17 protein-coding genes and 1 tRNA gene are annotated in these 15,367 nt (G+C 65.6%); 5 read left to right on the forward strand and 13 right to left on the reverse strand.

The features are described from left to right. The 11 genes from A5745_RS05425 to A5745_RS05475 form a co-directional block, all read right to left on the reverse strand. Positions 1–474, reverse strand: coding sequence for an SRPBCC family protein (locus A5745_RS05425; RefSeq protein WP_076115385.1), 474 nt, complete (start codon positions 472–474; stop codon positions 1–3). A gap of 14 nt (positions 475–488) precedes the next feature. Beyond that, entirely contained in the window at positions 489–1,559 is a 1,071-nt protein-coding gene (locus A5745_RS05430; protein WP_139329459.1) for a dihydrodipicolinate reductase, read from the reverse strand. Between the two features lie 109 nt (positions 1,560–1,668). Further along, positions 1,669–3,300 carry a long-chain fatty acid--CoA ligase gene (locus tag A5745_RS05435; RefSeq protein ID WP_076115387.1) on the reverse strand — a complete coding sequence of 544 codons (1,632 nt, stop codon included), beginning with the start codon at positions 3,298–3,300 and terminating at the stop codon, positions 1,669–1,671. A 128-nt stretch (positions 3,301–3,428) separates the two neighbouring features. Beyond that, positions 3,429–4,538, reverse strand: coding sequence for a YncE family protein (locus tag A5745_RS05440; protein WP_076115388.1), 1,110 nt, complete (start codon positions 4,536–4,538; stop codon positions 3,429–3,431). Positions 4,539–5,035: 497 nt separating this feature from the next. Next, a complete protein-coding gene (locus A5745_RS05445; RefSeq protein ID WP_076061784.1) occupies positions 5,036–5,374 on the reverse strand; it encodes a P-II family nitrogen regulator in 339 nt (112 codons plus the stop codon). Positions 5,375–5,376: 2 nt separating this feature from the next. Beyond that, positions 5,377–6,798: an ammonium transporter gene (locus A5745_RS05450; protein ID WP_076115389.1), complete on the reverse strand. Its 1,422-nt coding sequence runs from the start codon at positions 6,796–6,798 to the stop codon at positions 5,377–5,379. 146 nt (positions 6,799–6,944) lie between these two features. Beyond that, positions 6,945–7,724, reverse strand: a complete 780-nt coding sequence (locus tag A5745_RS05455) for a DUF427 domain-containing protein (RefSeq protein WP_076115390.1) — start codon at positions 7,722–7,724, stop codon at positions 6,945–6,947. 7 nt (positions 7,725–7,731) lie between these two features. Then, the gene (locus tag A5745_RS05460) at positions 7,732–8,004 is read right to left on the reverse strand and encodes a DUF6295 family protein (RefSeq protein WP_076061830.1); all 273 of its coding nucleotides are present in this window, start codon (positions 8,002–8,004) and stop codon (positions 7,732–7,734) included. A gap of 12 nt (positions 8,005–8,016) precedes the next feature. After that, positions 8,017–8,772 carry a dienelactone hydrolase family protein gene (locus A5745_RS05465; RefSeq protein ID WP_076115391.1) on the reverse strand — a complete coding sequence of 252 codons (756 nt, stop codon included), beginning with the start codon at positions 8,770–8,772 and terminating at the stop codon, positions 8,017–8,019. Between the two features lie 180 nt (positions 8,773–8,952). Then, positions 8,953–9,747: a hypothetical protein gene (locus A5745_RS05470; protein ID WP_076061776.1), complete on the reverse strand. Its 795-nt coding sequence runs from the start codon at positions 9,745–9,747 to the stop codon at positions 8,953–8,955. Between the two features lie 66 nt (positions 9,748–9,813). Next, entirely contained in the window at positions 9,814–10,464 is a 651-nt protein-coding gene (locus A5745_RS05475; protein WP_076115392.1) for a winged helix-turn-helix transcriptional regulator, read from the reverse strand. A 79-nt stretch (positions 10,465–10,543) separates the two neighbouring features. Here A5745_RS05475 and A5745_RS05480 point away from each other — a divergent pair, with 79 nt between their 5' ends. Beyond that, positions 10,544–11,050, forward strand: coding sequence for an isoprenylcysteine carboxylmethyltransferase family protein (locus A5745_RS05480; protein ID WP_083662741.1), 507 nt, complete (start codon positions 10,544–10,546; stop codon positions 11,048–11,050). A gap of 125 nt (positions 11,051–11,175) precedes the next feature. Here the strand turns inward: A5745_RS05480 and A5745_RS24875 are convergent, their stop codons facing one another. Then, on the reverse strand, positions 11,176–11,382 hold the full coding sequence (locus A5745_RS24875) for a hypothetical protein (protein ID WP_139331338.1): 207 nt from the start codon (positions 11,380–11,382) through the stop codon (positions 11,176–11,178). A gap of 327 nt (positions 11,383–11,709) precedes the next feature. Here A5745_RS24875 and A5745_RS05490 point away from each other — a divergent pair, with 327 nt between their 5' ends. Both A5745_RS05490 and A5745_RS05495 read left to right on the forward strand, forming a co-directional pair. Then, positions 11,710–12,144: an FHA domain-containing protein gene (locus A5745_RS05490; RefSeq protein WP_076061770.1), complete on the forward strand. Its 435-nt coding sequence runs from the start codon at positions 11,710–11,712 to the stop codon at positions 12,142–12,144. Between the two features lie 138 nt (positions 12,145–12,282). Beyond that, positions 12,283–12,573, forward strand: a complete 291-nt coding sequence (locus A5745_RS05495) for a hypothetical protein (RefSeq protein WP_076115393.1) — start codon at positions 12,283–12,285, stop codon at positions 12,571–12,573. A gap of 95 nt (positions 12,574–12,668) precedes the next feature. On the opposite strand, the gene A5745_RS05500 is transcribed toward A5745_RS05495, so the two are convergent. After that, a tRNA-Leu gene (locus A5745_RS05500) sits at positions 12,669–12,742 on the reverse strand. 358 nt (positions 12,743–13,100) lie between these two features. On the opposite strand from A5745_RS05500, the gene A5745_RS05505 reads away from it, so the two are divergent. Together A5745_RS05505 and A5745_RS05510 are read left to right on the forward strand one after the other, a co-directional pair. Beyond that, positions 13,101–13,973 (forward strand): PE domain-containing protein, encoded by an 873-nt coding sequence (locus A5745_RS05505; RefSeq protein WP_076115394.1) that lies wholly within the window; start codon positions 13,101–13,103, stop codon positions 13,971–13,973. A gap of 45 nt (positions 13,974–14,018) precedes the next feature. Beyond that, a complete protein-coding gene (locus A5745_RS05510) occupies positions 14,019–15,155 on the forward strand; it encodes a PPE family protein (protein WP_076115395.1) in 1,137 nt (378 codons plus the stop codon). Positions 15,156–15,367 lie beyond the last annotated feature (212 nt).

Consider the following 15,367-nt stretch of genomic DNA (forward strand, 5'->3'; position numbering starts at 1 on the left):
TCAGGCCGTCAGCGTCGTCGAGAGATCCCGCAGCGCTTTGCGCGCGTAGCCCTTCCACAGCGTGCCGAACAGCGGGAGCAGCCACGAGGTCAGCGGCGACTTGGAATGGATGGTCCAGCGCCAGGTCACCTCGGTTCCGTCCGCGGCGGGGTTGAAGAGCCATTCGCCTTCGACGTGGTCGACCAGGAGCGCCATCGGGCCGGTGACGTCGGTGAGCCGGTAGCCGAACGAGCGGGGCGCGTCGATGCTGGTCAGTTCCTCGCGCGTGCTGCCCCCGCCGGCGAGCAGAACGGTGCGGGTCTGGCCGGTGGCGTCCCACGCGCCCGTCTGCTCGCGCACCTCTTTGACGGGCGGGAAGGGGCCGTGCCAGCGCTTGAAGATCTCCGGGAGCGGGGCCGGCAGCGTGTTGTGAAACGCCTGCTCGGCGGGCACGGGGATGACTAGCGATTCTTCGACGACGAGCGAATGTGCCATGGTTGCAACGCCTTTCAATTGTCTGCCCGCAGGGCTGCGGCGGCCCGGCCGGTGAAGAGCGGCAGATCGAAGAAGCTTTGGATGCCCGCCGGTGCGGCGCATGTCGCGGGGATGGCGTTGACGCAATGCGCCGCGGTCGCGACGATACCCGGGTTGCTTTTCAGCCCGGCCTCCACGCTCTCCGGCTGCCAGCCCTTGACCGTCACAAAGGTGTCTGGGTTGCCGTGCACTTCGATCTCGTAGCGCTCGCCCGCGGGCCCGAAAGACCAAGGCGGGTCGAGGTTTTCCTCCCCCATCAGCCAGTTCACCGTGATCTGGACAACCACCTTGTCGCCGACGACGGCTTCCCAGTGGAAGCGACGCCCGGCGACCTGCCCCGGCTCGATCGCGCCGATGGGCGAATCGATCGGCGCGCTCGCGACCGTGACCTCCTGCGAGGAGCGGATCTGGGGGTCGGCGGCGAAGCCCAACCGGTCGACGCACAGCCGCACCGCCTGGAGGAAACCGCCGTCAAGCAGCTTCTGCATCGGCCCGGTCAACGCGCTGTCCGGCGTCCCGCCGAAGCCCATCACATAGCGCAGCACATCCGGGGCGCCGTAGGTACGCAGGTCTGAAAACTCCTCGGCGCGAACGAAAGTCACTCCGGTCGACATCACGGTGAACAGCAAGGGGAACAGCTCGGTGGCCGCCCCGGGCCCGATGCCGGCGCCATGCAGCGTCGCGTTGCCCGCCTGCGCGGCGATTTCCAACGGCGCACCCTCTTTTTCGCTCGGGTAGAACCAGCCGAGCGGGGTGACGACGTTTTTCCCCGACCGCAGCAGCGCGGCGACCTCGTCGACGTTGGGCATCAGCGGTGCGTAGATTACCGCGTCGGCATCCAGCGCGAGCACGTCGTCGACGTTGTTGGTCGCGGTCACTCCGAGCGGCGACGTGCCGATGATCTCGCCGACGTCCTTGCCCGCCTTGGCTTCGGAATGCACCCAGCAGCCGACGAGTTCGAGCTCGGGATGATCTAGCACACCTTTGATCGCCGCCACACCGACCGACCCGGTTGCCCATTGAACGACCCGCAGTCCCATGGACACCCACCTTCCTCGCGAGCAGTCCCCCGCAAGCGGGAGGTACCCCCAGCAGAATCGCACGCTTTGGTGCGAAATTACGCGATTCTGTGTCTGCTCGCGATCATGGCACTGGTCAGTCGCGCGCCTCGATCACCCGGTAGGCGTTCTCGGCGTAGCGGGACCGGATGGTCTTCTTGTCGTACTTGCCTACGCTGGTGCGGGGTATCTCGTCCGCGAAGGCCCACCGCTCGGGCAGCCACCAGCGAACGACCTTGTCCGAGAGGAACATTCGCAGATCGCCCGCTTCGACCGATGCGCCTTCGTTGAGGACTACGACGGCCAGCGGCCTTTCCTGCCAGCGCTCGTCCGGCACACCCACCACCGCCGCCTCCAACACATCGGGATGCCCGATCAGGCAGTTCTCCAGCTCGACGGAGGAGATCCATTCCCCGCCCGACTTGATGACGTCTTTGGCCCGGTCGGTCAGGGTCACGAAGCCCTGCTCGTCGATGCGGCCGACATCGCCGGTGCGCAACCAGCCCGAGTCGAACTTGGAGTCGTCTCGTCCCAGGTAGTAGGAGCCGGCGATCCACGGGCCGCGGACTTCTACCTCCCCCACCGCGTCGCCGTCGTTGGGCAGCACCTGCCCCTCGTCGTCGACGATCCGCATCTCCACACCGCACACCGGTTGCCCTTGGGTGGCGCGCAACTTCCAGTGCTCGTCCTCCGGGGTGCCCAGCGGGGGCCAGGCCATCGTGGCCAGCGGCGATGTCTCGGTCATCCCCCACAGCTGCCGGATCTGGACGTCGTGCTTGTCTTCGAAGGCACGCATCAGCGACAGCGGGACGGCCGAGCCGCCGCAGGCCACCAGGCGCAGCGACGACATGTCGTGCGCGGGGTCCTTCTCGAGGTGATGCAGGACGTCGTTCCAGATGGTCGGCACCGCGCCGGCCACCGTCGGCCGCAGCTCCTCGACCATGCCGATCAGCGACCGGGCATCGAGGTGGCGATCGGGCAGCACCAGGTCGGCGCCCGCCATCAGCGCCGCGTAGGGCAGCCCCCACGCATTGGCATGAAACATCGGGACGATGGGCAGCACGCGATCGCTGGAGCCGACCCCTATTCCATTGGTCGTGCATGCCGCCATCGTGTGCAGGAAGCTCGAACGATGGCTGTAGACAACGCCTTTGGGGTGGCCGGTGGTGCCGCTCGTGTAGCACATCGCGGCGGCCGAAGTCTCGTCGATCCGCGGCCAGTCGAATTCGGCCGGCTCGCCGTCGAGCACCTCGGCGTAGCGCAGCACGCTCTTGCCCGCTTCCTGGAGCGGCGCCGGGTCGCCCTCGCCGACCGCGATCACCGTGTGAACGGTTTTCAGTTCGCCCAGCACCGGCCCCAGTAGTTTGGCCAGGGACATGTCGACCAGCACGACCTGGTCTTCGGCCTCGTTGGCGACATACGCGATCTGCTCGGGGAACAGCCGGATGTTGAGGGTGTGCAGGACGGCGCCCATCGACGGCACGGCGAGGTAGGTCGCGAGGTGTTCGGCGTTGTTCCACATGAACGTCGCGACCCGCTGGTCTCCGGTCACGCCGAGCCGGCGTAGCGCGTTGGCCAGCCTGGCGGCCTGCTGACCCAGCTCGCGGTAGCTGATGTGCCGATACCCGGCGTCGGAGGCGGTGGTGACGGTCCGCGCTCCGTGGACACCGCAGCCGTGCCGCATGATCGCGGCGATCGTCAACGGAAAGTCCTGCATCGTGCTGTCCATCGATCTACCGCCTTACGGGTCGCAGCACCGCCTGATGATCAATCGGGCGAATGCTATCGCCGCGCGCGACGATGGGAAACGGGTTCCCCCGACAACGCGCGTTTACCCGCGCCTTGCCGGCCGCGCGGCTAGGCGAGCGCAGGCTCGTACTGCAGCAGCTCGGGAGTGACCCAGTCGGTCGGGATCTGCGCCTCGGGGGCCGCGGTCTCGGTGCCCAACGCGACGATCGAGGCGACCGCCGCGACGGTGACCGTGCCCGAGTAGTCGGCGATGTAGAGGTACTTCGCGTCCGGGCTTTCGACCACGCACGACGGCTGATTGGCCACCGTCACGGTGCCGACGACGTCGTGGGTCAGGGTGCAGAGCACCGCGATGCCGTCGTCGCTGACCAGGTAGGCGCGGTCGCCGTCGCGGCTGAGCGTCAAACCGGTGAGAGTGCCGCCGATCTCGCCGAGCTTGCGCGTCCCGACGATCTTGTGGGTGGCGGTGTCCACGACGTCGACCACGGCGCCCAGCCCGGGATCGCAACTGGCCACGTAGGCGACGGCACCGTTGGGAGACAGCGCGACGTCGCGAAGGGGCAAACCGATGTCGACGGTGCCCACGACGCGCAATCCGGTCTGCCCGGCCTCGCCGCGCGTGCCGATCACGAGCAGCCGACCACCGGCCGGCCCGTTGGCCCCGACATACAGCCGGCCGCCGTCGGGGCTGACGCGCACGCATGCGGTGGTGGTTCCCGGCGCGGTCGCGATGTCGAGCGCTTCGACGTCGCCGGTCGTGGTGTCCAAGGCGGCGACGTCGGCGCCGCGGGCGGCGTTTCGGCTGCCGTAGACGTGCCTCCCGTCGGGGCTGACCGCCAGGTCGGTGACGCTGTGGGCCACCGGGTGGGTCGCGACGACCGTGCCGGTGGGCAGGTCTATGACCGCGATCGAGTCGTATGCGACCGACACCGCGCTGACGTAGGCGCGCTCGCTGCCCACGGCGATCGCGAATGGTTCGTCGAGGCCCGCGATGGTCTCCACCACCCGGCAGGTGTGGGTGTCGATGACCGAGACGCTGTCGCGGCCGTAGTTGGTCACCAACAGGCGGGCGCCATCGGGGCTGGTCGCGACGCCGCTGATGGGGCCCTCGTGCACGGCGACCTCGACGACGATGGGGAAACCGGGCGCGCTGCCAAGCTCGAGGACCGGGCGATCCAGGCCGTCATGGGCGGCCGTGGGGCCGTTGACACTTCTCATGCTGGTACCGCCTTTCGTCGGAATCCACGCGCGCGACAGCTCTGACGAGCCCTGTTCGCCGCACGGGATTAACCGGATTCCAGCACCGTTTAGGGTGACTGCTTTCGTCAGAGTTTAGTCACGGAATATCGGTGCAGAAGCGGCAAATTCGAGAGCTGTTACGCACGTCACGTCGGCCACTCAGGCTGCGCTTAGATTGCGATTGTCGGTCATCCGCCGGCCTGTGGCGCAGCGAACGCCGCACACCTCTTCCAGCAGTTGTTTTCGCTGGGATCGCTAACGCTTCGCGCGCCTGCGTCGCCGGGCGTCGGGTAAGAAATTCTTATAATTAATCCTAAAACGAGGCAAACGTCACATTTATGCGTTTGTGGCGTGTTGTCAGCCGAAAAATTCACTAATCGCGGGCAGGATCGAAACGTGAAGCCGCGCACCAGATTTCCCGCTCGACCAACACGAGTGCAACGAAACGCATTGTCCCGGTAGCGCTTAACGCCGCGTCAAAGCGCCTCGTGGTCGCGTTCTCCGGTGCGGATGCGAACGAGACTCTCCACCTGGGAGACCCACACCTTGCCGTCGCCGATCTTGCCGGTGCGGGCCGCCGTGACGATGGCCCCAACGACTCGTTCTACATACTCCTCGTCGACCACGACGTCGATACGGGCCTTTGGGACGAAATCAACGTTGTATTCGGCTCCGCGGTAGACCTCGGTGTGCCCGCGTTGCCTGCCGTACCCCTGGACCTCCGTAACGGTCATGCCCAGCACGCCGGCGGACTCAACGGCGTGCTTGACCTCGTCGAGTGCGAAGGGCTTGACGACCGCAGTGATCAGCTTCATGGTCAATCATCCACTGGCTCAGCGGGGTTGGATGGTAGCGCCTCGGCCCGCGTTGTCACCAACGGCTCGACGTGCCGACCCGTGACGAGCGTTTCGTCGGGGTAAGCCTCTTCGTCGTGCACTCCGAGGTCGCCGGTCTCCAGGACCTCGTCGGGCAGCCGCAACTTCATAAAGAGGCCAAGGACTCTCAGAATGACGAACGTGACGAACGCATCCCAGACGATGACGGTGCCCGCCGCGCCGAGCTGGATCAATAGCTGTTTCGGGTGATGCCCCCACAGCCAGCCCGACATGGACACGTCCTGACCTGTACTGCCGCCCAGGTAAACGATGATCTTCGGGTCGGCGAGTACCCCGACGAGCAATCCGCCCGCCAGGCCCGCCACGCCATGGGTGTGGAACACACCGAGTGTGTCATCGACCTTCTTGAACAGCCTGGCCCTGCCGAGCCAGTTCCAGGACATCCAGACCAGCGAAGCGGCGACGACGCCGATGATCAAGGCGCCGAAGCTGTTCACGTAACCGGCCGCCGGGGTGATCGCGACCAGGCCCGTGATCATGCCGTTGATGGCGCCGAGGAACGTCGGCTTGCGCTGCTTGCTCGCGAAAATGTCCCACACCACCCAGGTGATCACCCCGACGGCGGTGCCCAGGTTCGTGTTGATCACGGCCAGTGACGCGTTGGCGCCGGAGAAGTACATGTCGCCGCCGTTGAACCCGTTCCAGCCCAGCCACAGAATGCCCGCACCGATCGCTGCCAGTGGCAGGTTGTTGGGCACCGCTCGTTCCCGGTCCCGGGCCAGCCTGGGCCCGATAACCGCCGCCGCGACGAAACCACTTGTGCCGGCGGCAAGGTGGATCACATAGCCGCCGGAGTAGTCCATGGCCGCGTGTGGGGCTTGCGCCCACCAGCCGCCACCCCACAGCAGGAACGCGTTCACCGAGTACGCGAACGTCGACCACAGCGGCACGAAGATCAGCCAGACCTTGAAGTTCATCCGGCCGACCACGCTGCCGAGGAACAGCAGCGGGGTGATCGCGGCGAACGCGAAGTGGAAGTAGGCCAGCGTCGTCTCCGAGAAGCGGAACTTGGGCATCGCCCCGTCAAGGAGCGGAATGACCGCCTGTTGCTGGTTGGCGGAGCCCAAGATGGTGTGGGGCTTGCCGACCGCGGCCTGCAGGATGCCCGGGCCGAGCTTCAGCGGCTCGCCGAAGCCCATCTTGAAACCCCACAGCACCCACACGACCAGCACCAGTGAGAACCCGGTGAAGGCCATCAGCATGGTGTTGACGGCCCACTTCTTCTGGACGATGCCGCCGTACAGGACGGCGATGCCTGGAATGCTCATCAGGCCGACCAAGGTCGCGGCCACTAGCTGCCAGGCGTTGTCTCCGGAATTCACCCAGTCGGGATAGGGCAACATGGTTCAGACACACCCCAATTCGAGCCGTCGGGCCTTAAATCAGCTGCGGTGCGAAGTGACGCCGTAGACGGGTGAAGCCTCGAATGGAAATGTTTCGACCGTGTGTGCGGTGGTTTAAATATTCATTTCGGTTCGCGTCGCGACGCCTAGCTGAACTGAGTTTGCGGTCGGGGCAGGGCGGCATCGTCGACGGTGATGTCGAGCTTCTCGTTGTAGAACGCCACCAGGCCGGCGATCTGGCCGACGGCCGGCAGCGGGTAATGGTACGTCCACGCGAGGTCGGGATGCACGGTGTCGCCGACCCGCACCGACCAGTAGCCCGACGTCACCCCTTTGTACGGGCACAACGTCTGCGTCAAGCTGCGCTCCAGATGCTCGAAGGCGATGTCGGTCGGATCGATGTAATACCTTGTGGGTAAACCGGTTTCGAAGAGCAACACCGGCGACCGGGTGTCGGCCAGCACGACCCCGTCGAGCTCCACCCGCACGTGCCGGTGCGAGCGCAACGCGTCGACCCGGGAATACGGGTTGCGCGGGTGGCCGTAGATCGGCTCGTCTTCCTCGAACCACCGCAAGGGATTCCATTCGAAGCGCACGGTGCTCGCCACCGGGCTGGCGCTGTCGGCGTCGAACACCCGCGCTGCCGATTGGTAGGTTTGGCCCGCGCCCACCAGCGAGTGCAGCCGCGACGGGCCCAGCTGCACCGTCTGCGGATGGTTCTCGTCGCGCAGGAATCCTTCGCGGACGTCGGCCAGCGGCACGTAATACGCTGGGTAATAAGGAAATTCCCACACATAGCGTGCCGAGGTGGTGTCGAATACGAGTTCGTGGCCGAGGAAGCCGCGGACCCGGCGGGGCGCGGGCTCGATCCGCCCACGGCTGGCGGCCATTTGCGGGTAGGCGCCGTGCCCGATGTCGTTAGCCATGGGACACCTACTGATCCTTCGACGCCAGCCCGGCGGGTGCATGGGCGATCGCTTTTCGGATGGCGTCGGCCAGCTTCAGCGCGCTTTCCTCGGTGAGTTCGAGGGCGACCCGCGCCGACGGACCCAGCTGCGGGTTGAGGACGTCGATGTTGACCGTGTGGCCGTAGGGCGCATGCACGGGGTGATCGACGTAGACCGTCGCGCGGTCGGCGCCAAACCATCCCGTTGCGCCCTTGCCGCTGCCGTCGATCTCGACGTGTTCGGTGAGATATGTGCACATGGCTTGGGACACCTAGCCTTTCAGGTGGGTGGCGAAGAATTCGTCGATGCGTTGCCAGCCGTCGACCGCGGCCTCGACCCGGTAGGCCGGACGGTCCACGGAGAAGAACGAATGGCCCGCGCCCTCGTAGGAGTGAAACTCGTGTGGCTTGTCGAATTTGGCCAGCTCGGCATCGAGGGTGGCCACCGCGGGCGGCGCCGGATACCTGTCGTCGAGCCCGAATAGGCCCAGCAGCGGGCAACTCAACTTCGGCGCCAGATGCAGGATCGGTTGCATGGCCTTGGGCATGCCCTCGGGCAGGTCCTCGACGATGAACGCGCCGTAGCAGTCCACCGCGGCGTCGAACGGCAGCGAGCAGGCCGCCAGGAACGCGTGCCGCCCGCCCGAGCAGTGCCCGATGACACCGAACTTCCCGTTCGCGCCCGGCAGCGTGCGCAGGTGCTCCACCGCTCCGGCGACGTCGCCGACCAGTCGTTCGTCGGGCACCCCGCCCGCGGCCCGCACCGTCGCGGCGGCATCGTCGGGAGCGGCGCCCGGGGCCTCGCGTGAGTACAGGTTCGGGGCCACGGCGTGATAGCCGTTGACCGCGAGCCGGCGCACGAACTCCTTGGTCTCCCGGTCGTAGCCGGGCATGTGGTGGATCCAGACGATTCCGCCGCGCGATCCCTCGGCGAGCGGGCTCGCGCGGTAGGCCTCGATCTCGTCGCCGCCGTGGCCGGTGATGGTGATCGTTTCTGCGCGAATGGCATCTGGGCTGAACGCATTCATGCGTGCTCCTCGGTTGGCCGCAAGATGCGGGGCCCGTCTCGAGTCGCCCCGCCCTCACCAACGTATCCGACTCTTGGGCCCGCCCGGCCCCGTCGCCGAAACATAAGCCGCCGCGACGTTTTCCGGCGTGTCGCGTGCGTGGTCTATGTGTCGCGGTGGGGTGGACGCTGGGGTGACAGGTCAGTGACGCTTGTCGCGCACCTTGTAGGTCGAGGGCCACGATTTTCGCGACTCGTCCCCGGTCAGCGGGGTTCCCATGCCCCCGACCTTGACGTTGTAGGCCTCCTTGCCCGGGCCGACCTCGCGGTTGGCGTGTTCCTGGGCGAGGTAGTACAGCTCGTCGATGGTGGCTTCGTCGTAGGCAACGAACGAGGTTTCCCGCGCGACGTCTTCGATACCGACCAGCATCCGGTCGGGCAGGTAGCGCGACGCCAAGGCCGCCGCGCCCAGCAGGGAGAACGGAATGACCCAGTAGCAGACGAACGACAGCGGAGTCTTGGTGTCGAGGATGGTGGCCTCTTCTCCGCCGAGGCGCTGCACGATCGGTGGGATCGCCGACGACACCGTCATGCCGGCGAAGGCCGCGATCCAAATCCAGGTCAGGATGGTGACGATCCTGCCGAACAGCTCGGTCTTAGCCACGTCGGCGGGCTGTTCGGCCGCGGCGTACTCACGCACGAACGGCTTGCCGACCAGCAGGCTGATCAACGCGACCAGGAAGATCCCGGCGTTGCTCAGCGTCTGTATCCAGCCCTGCATGAAGGACTCGCTGAGCGTAAACGTGAGCACGGTCAGCACCAGAAACGTTGCGACAGCGCCGATGTCGAGCGTGCGACCCGGCTTGCCGGTAGCGCGCCCGATCACCGACACGGCGACGGCGATCGCCAGCGCGACCAACACCGCCGCCTTGAACGGGACGTTACCGACTAGCACCCAATAGACGATCCATGGCGCGAATCCAAACAGCATGCCCACGGGGGGTCAGTGTATGGCCGCCGGTTTGCGCCACGGCCACCCGCCGTCGCTTCACCCCTTCGGGCCCTACCCGTCGGAGAGTCCGAACAGTTCCGCGCATCGTTGAGCTGCGCCCGGGTCTCCTTCGACCCTGAGGGCGCCGGCCTCGATTGCCTCCGCCGGCGTGATTCGGCCGCTGCCGAGGCCGATGAAGGTTTGGGTGTCAGTGAGCAGCACGACGTCGGGCCTGTCGGCCGGCCCCTGCCGGACGTCTGTCTTTCCGGCCTTGACCGCTACGGTGATCGCCTCGTCTGCGACCCGGAATTCGTACTCGTCGTCGATATCGCTCGAGGGTGATTGCACTTGGACGGCAGCGTGAATGGCGGGAAGCCAGTAGCTGGCCTTGACGGTGTCGTCCGCGCTGGGCGTGTCGATGACGTCGAGGCCCCATTCGAAAAGCGCGCGCACCACGGGACGCAGGCGATCGCCGAGTTCGGTGAGTTCGTACACCGTCGAAGCCGCGGGCGGCGGCAGGCGACGCTTGCGGATCAACTCGTTGGTTTCCATCGATTGCAAACGAGCGGCGAGCACGTTCGGGCCGATCCCGCGAAGCCCATCCTGCAAGTCGGTATAGCGCTTGGCGCCGAACAGGAGCTCTCGGACGATCAGCAGCGTCCAGCGCTCACCGACTAGGTCCAGAGCCCGGGCCGTCGGGCAGAACTGCTGATAACTCCGCATAGAGGCATAGTAGCAATCTGAAAGTTAGAACTACTCTTCCAATTGTTGTTACTTATTTATTAGTAGTAGACTGCTAGTCATGAGCCACGAGGATCCGGGCACCGGCGTCGAATCGGAAGGCGGGGCGGGAGCTGGAACTCCGCGGGTAATCGCGCCCCCGCTGCTGATCTACCTTGCCGGCCTGGCGGGCGGATTCGCCCTTGATGCCGTTCTTCCGCCCATCTCGATCCCGACCGGACTTGCCATGCCGGTTGGTGCTGCGCTGCTGCTGGCGGGTGGCCTGCTGGCCATAGCGTTCATTCGCGCGTTCGCGCGAGCCCGCACCACGATCAACCCGTACGAGCGGTCCAGCGCACTTGTGACGACGGGCCCTTACCGGTTCAGCCGCAATCCGGGCTATCTGGGGATGGCACTGGCGTACGCCGGCATCGTCATCCTCGCCAATGCCCCGTGGGCCCTCATCGTTCTGCTGGGCGTCTTGATCGTGGTCGACCGCGGCGTCATTGCGCGGGAGGAGCGGTGCCTGGAGGCCACGTTCGGCGAGTCCTATCGACACTACAAACGCCAAACCCGCAGGTGGCTGTAGGGGTCATGGATATGTTGTTGCGCAACAAGCAGATTGAATCGGAAGGCGTCTATCCAGCGTGGTCGTTTCGCTGCATAGTTCCCAAAGACTGCATAGCTCCCAAAGATAGTTGATACCAATGCATTTCATTTTTGTGCGCGAAATGCCGCCAATTCGTCCGCTTGGACCGGCTGGTCGTTCGCGGGGGCTTTACAGGCCCCATCGTCGCAAGACCGATCCGTCGGGACGGTGTAGAAACGCAGCATTAGCAACGTAGGCAAGTCCAGTGCGGGATAGTCAGTGGCCAGCGGTGCCGCAGCGATTCCGCCCGCGAGCGCAAGCGCGCTGGTCACGGCCACTATTTTGACATTCATTGATCAAATGTAAGGATCGCGGATCACCGAGCCAATCGATGTTTTCCTTCGTGACTCATTTGGAATGCTTCGTTGATATGCGGGTGCGTCGCCTTCTCTAGAAAAGCGTTCACGGATCGAGGCGGGAAATTCTGCGATACATCTCAAAGAATGTTCGGCCAATACATCCGCACCCTGAAGGCGCGGCAGCTGCACAAGCTCGCCGATCCGGGGGCGTAAGACCGCCGGACTCGGGTACTTCTTCTAGCGTCCAGTGGGCTGGCACCATGCAAAGCGGACAAGAGTGGCAGGCGGTGAAACAACACTGTGAACCACGGCGACGATGACCGAAACCTCAATCAGGCGGCGGCGGAGACCACCGCGGATTTTGGTGACCACTTTCTCGACGAGGTGGAAGACGGTCCGGCCGCTCCTACCGAGGCGGAAACCGCCGAAGGACTGCCAAGCGGATCGGCGCTGCTGGTTGTCAAACGTGGCCCGAACGCCGGTTCTCGATTTTTGCTCGATCAGCCAGTCACCTCGGCAGGCCGCCATCCCGATAGCGACATTCTTCTCGACGACGTCACTGTGAGCCGCCGTCACGCCGAGTTTCGCCTCGACAAGGACGGCAGCTGGGTCGTCGCCGACGTCGGCAGCCTCAACGGCACCTACGTCAACCGTCAGCCAGTGGACTCAGCGGTGCTAGCCAATAACGACCAAGTCCAGATCGGTAAGTTCCGGCTGGTCTTCCTGACCGGATAATCCGGGTCGCTACGTCCCATAAGCTTAGGTACGCGCGCGAGATGCCATAGAGGCGTAGCGTTTCCGCTGTTCGAGAAAACGAACAGGGAGAACTGCCATGGCAGCCAAATTCGAGTCGGCCGCGAACGCCATCGCGCCATGAGCAACCCCACCGGGTCGAGCAGCGAAAACATCCTCACGCAGATTCTCAACGTCGGTATAGAGGTGTTCAGCGTGGTCGCGTCGTTTCTTACCTGCGGGGCGCTCCAGGTACACAGCGAACTACCAGGCGGCGAGAACGTTGGCCGCACCTCGTTTAGCCACGTCATCGCGAGCATCTTTGGCAACCATGACGTCGGTGAGGCGCTCGCGGCAGACGGGACTTCACCGACCAGCGCCGGCGAAACGCCAGTCGGATCCAGCGAGCCGCACCCCGACGGTCATAGGTGAGCTTGGCGCTTGTTCGGGCGATGAACGCGAATTGCGGCGAGGGCTGTCCAGCAGCGTGGTCACTACCTTCGCGTCATCTACTTGCGCAAACGTCGTGCCCCCAGTCGGACTCGAACCGACACTGGACGGATTTTAAGTCCGCTGCCTCTGCCAATTGGGCTATGGGGGCCCGGCGGCGAATTTAGCGCGTGGATGCCAGGCCCGGCGCACCCCGCCGCATTCCACACTTTGCCAAATCTTGGGCATGCGCGCGGAGTGACTTTCGCCTAGGATGCGGCGGCCGCGGGTCTAACCGCTGGTTCGCGACCCCAAATCAGATGACACGGCTATGTCACCCGGTGTGAGCTTGTTAAAACTGCCCGCCTCCGCGTTAAGAAGCCGTAAACGGCTGTCACGCTAACCCTTTCGGTCGGGAATGTGGTGTCCGAGGTGTTTAGCCTTACGCCATTACACAGGGGCCCGTACGCCAACGCACAGGGTCGGCCCAGCGCATGGGTCGGCATGGTTCACACAGTAGGAGCTAATAGATGTCGTTTCTGACAACATTGCCTGAAGAGTTGCTCGCTGCGCAGGGGCTGCTGCAGGGAATCAACTCCAACCTGGCGGCGCAGAACGCGGGCGCCGCCGCGGCGACCACGGTCATCGCTCCCGCGGCCGCCGATCCGGTATCGGCCCAGCAGGCGGCGATCTTCTCCGCGTTCGGCAGCGAGTACCAGACGCTTGCCGCCGAGGCGCAGACGATTCAAGAGCAGTATGCGAGCACCCTGGGCACCAGCTCCGGAACATATAGCGCCACCGAGGCCTCCAATGCGGCCGCGAGCGCCCTTTCAAGTGCCGCGGCCCCCGCAGCTGCCACGCCGTCGAACACTCCGCTCGACTTCCTTGCCTACCTCCTCGGTAGCACGGGCAACGGCACCAACCCGAACATGCTCGGTGGGATCTTCGGCCTGTCGAGCAACGGTGCGAACATCTTGAACATCGGTGGCGGCAACTGGGCCTCCGCCGGGTCCGACCTGCTCGGTCTGGCAAGTGGCGGTCTGCTGGACACATCTGTCAGCGACGCCGCCGCCGGCGCGGACCTCGCCAACTCGACGACGCCGATGGCGCCCGTCGGTGGCATGGGTGGTGTGGGTGCGATGCCGGCGGCCGCCGCGGGCAACGCGACCATGGTCGGCAAGTTGTCGGTGCCACCCAGCTGGGCCGGCACGGTCGGCCCGGCGGCCAGCGCGGTCACCCCAATCCAGACCGTGGGTTGGACCGCCGGCGCGCCGCAGGCCGGGACCGGGGGGATCATCCCGGGGATGCCCGGAATGGTCTCGGGAGCGCGCAGCGGCGCCGGCTTCGGTGCGCCGCGCTACGGCGTGAAGCCCCTCGTCATGCCCAAACCGACGGCCGTCTAGTCAACAACCCGCCAAATTCCCTCCATAGAAACGGAATACAGAAAAATGGTTTTGGATTTCGCAGCTATCCCACCCGAAATCACGTCGAGCCTGATGTACGCGGGCGCGGGCGCGGGACCACTCATGGCCGCCGCGACGGCATGGAACAACCTGGCCGCCGAGCTGAGTACGACGGCGACGCAATGGGAATCGATCATCACGTTGCTCACCACCGAGCAGTGGACGGGTGCCGGGTCGGCGGCGGCAGCCGCCGCGTCCCAGCCCATCGTGACCTGGCTGACCACTTCGGCAGCTGCGGCAGAGCAGGCGGGCGCCCAGGCGACGGCGTCGGCGGCCGCTTACGAGGCGGCGTTCGCCGCGACGGTGCCCCCGCCGGTGATCGCGGCCAATAGGACATTGCTCGCAACGCTCATCGCGACCAACTTTCTAGGTGTCAACTCGGCCGCGATCGCGGCGACCGAGGCCCAGTACGCCGAGATGTGGGTCCAAGACGCCACGATGATGGCCACATATCAGGCCGCTTCGATGGCGGCCGGGGTCCTGCAGCCGGTGACGCCGATGACGCCGGCCACCAACCCGGCCGCCGACGGGATTCAGGCCGCCGCGGTCGCCAATTCGGCGGTGAACGCCCCGGTCCAGGCGCTGGCCGCTCCGGCCGCCGCCTCGCTGCCCTTTACGACCGACGGCTTGCTGTCCTCGATTGACAACTTCATCGGCACTCCGTCCGTCTTCAACGCCATCAACGGAGCGGTGAACACCGGGGCCTGGTTCACCATGAACGCCATCCCGAACGGCGTAGCACTGGGGCAAAAACTTGGCACCGTGGGATCGATCCCCTACGCCCTCTCGGACGCGGTTGCACCCGCCACCGGCGCGGGCATCATTCCCGGGACGATGGTGGGCTCGGTGTCGGGCGCGGCAACGTCGGCGACCCTGGGCGAGGCGTCCGCGGTCGGCGGTCTATCGGTACCGGCCAGCTGGAACGCGGCAGCCCCGGCGTCGGCGGCCTCGTCCACCGCTCCCCTCGCGGGTTCGGGCTGGACCGCCGCCACCGAGGAGCCCGTGGCGGCAATGCCCGGTATGCCGGGCGCCGCGGCCGCCGCCAAGGGTGCCGGTGCCTACGGGGCTGGGCCACGGTACGGGGTCAAGCCCATTGTCATGCCCAAACAGGTCGTCGTCTGATGCGGAAAAAAAGGGGGTACATGTCACGCATTTGAGGCCAGCTGTTAACCGCTGCGCCGTACTCTATCCGCGATACGGCCACCAACGAACCGATACCGACCGCGGAAACTTCGACAGGCCGAAGGCTCGAACGAAAAGGAGATAGCCAAGATGGCAACACGTTTTATGACTGATCCGCACTCGATGCGGGCGATGGCGGGCCGCTTTGAGAT

Origin of the sequence: Mycobacterium sp. IS-2888, from assembly GCF_001954215.1 — a bacterium.
Taxonomy (GTDB): domain Bacteria; phylum Actinomycetota; class Actinomycetes; order Mycobacteriales; family Mycobacteriaceae; genus Mycobacterium.

Coding starts and splice junctions, on each gene's coding strand:
- A5745_RS05450 (WP_076115389.1), bottom strand. CDS start 6,798: ATGTTGCCCTATCCCGACTGGGTGAATTCCGGAGACAACGCCTGGCAG.
- A5745_RS05495 (WP_076115393.1), top strand. CDS start 12,283: ATGAGCAACCCCACCGGGTCGAGCAGCGAAAACATCCTCACGCAGATT.
- A5745_RS05505 (WP_076115394.1), top strand. CDS start 13,101: ATGTCGTTTCTGACAACATTGCCTGAAGAGTTGCTCGCTGCGCAGGGG.
- A5745_RS05460 (WP_076061830.1), bottom strand. CDS start 8,004: ATGTGCACATATCTCACCGAACACGTCGAGATCGACGGCAGCGGCAAG.
- A5745_RS05465 (WP_076115391.1), bottom strand. CDS start 8,772: ATGAATGCGTTCAGCCCAGATGCCATTCGCGCAGAAACGATCACCATC.
- A5745_RS05425 (WP_076115385.1), bottom strand. CDS start 474: ATGGCACATTCGCTCGTCGTCGAAGAATCGCTAGTCATCCCCGTGCCC.
- A5745_RS05510 (WP_076115395.1), top strand. CDS start 14,019: ATGGTTTTGGATTTCGCAGCTATCCCACCCGAAATCACGTCGAGCCTG.
- A5745_RS05480 (WP_083662741.1), top strand. CDS start 10,544: ATGAGCCACGAGGATCCGGGCACCGGCGTCGAATCGGAAGGCGGGGCG.
- A5745_RS05445 (WP_076061784.1), bottom strand. CDS start 5,374: ATGAAGCTGATCACTGCGGTCGTCAAGCCCTTCGCACTCGACGAGGTC.
- A5745_RS05440 (WP_076115388.1), bottom strand. CDS start 4,538: ATGAGAAGTGTCAACGGCCCCACGGCCGCCCATGACGGCCTGGATCGC.
- A5745_RS05455 (WP_076115390.1), bottom strand. CDS start 7,724: ATGGCTAACGACATCGGGCACGGCGCCTACCCGCAAATGGCCGCCAGC.
- A5745_RS05435 (WP_076115387.1), bottom strand. CDS start 3,300: ATGGACAGCACGATGCAGGACTTTCCGTTGACGATCGCCGCGATCATG.
- A5745_RS05475 (WP_076115392.1), bottom strand. CDS start 10,464: ATGCGGAGTTATCAGCAGTTCTGCCCGACGGCCCGGGCTCTGGACCTA.